Here is a 498-nt window from a genome sequence, read left to right as displayed (position 1 = left end):
AGCTGTTCGGCCAACTGGTCGGTGAAAATACTCTCGTGGCCGACCACGAGGATCAACTCCTCTGTCGCTCCCTCGATCAGCTGCCGCGTCCGGCTCGTAATGCCTTGGTCGCCGGAGATGGACCACACCTCGTGGGTGGCCTCTGTTGATTCTTCCTCGTCAGTCGGTTCTAGCCCGCTCAGGGCACTCCGGAGTGACTCGGCCCGATCGACGTACTCTGACTGGAGGGTGTTGACGGCCTCGTCGATAGAGACTGCTCGAAATATCTGCGGGTTCGAGTGCTGGGTTTCTACCAGCCCCTTGGATTCCAGTACGCGAATCGCGTCGTAGACGCGTGTTCGGGGCACTTCGGAGGTTTCGCTGATGTCCTTGGCCGTCCCACGCTGGCGGCGTGCGAGCGCGACGAACGACTTGGCTTCGTACTCTTTGAGCCCGAGCTGTTGGAGCAATTCAATCGCTTTGTCTTGATTTGAAACATTTTCCATTGGTCCCAACCTC

General features: G+C 58.4%; 1 protein-coding gene. It reads right to left on the bottom strand.

All coding sequences use genetic code 11. The features are described 5' to 3' along the window. On the bottom strand, window positions 1-498 hold a 498-nt coding region (locus DVK07_RS21300), incomplete at both ends, for a helix-turn-helix domain-containing protein (protein WP_321166989.1).

Origin of the sequence: Halorubrum sp. Atlit-26R (assembly GCF_003666015.1) — an archaeon.
Classification (GTDB): Archaea; Halobacteriota; Halobacteria; order Halobacteriales; family Haloferacaceae; genus Halorubrum.
Note: the sequence above shows the minus strand (reverse complement) of the source record. Positions and strands in the feature narration are given on the sequence as shown.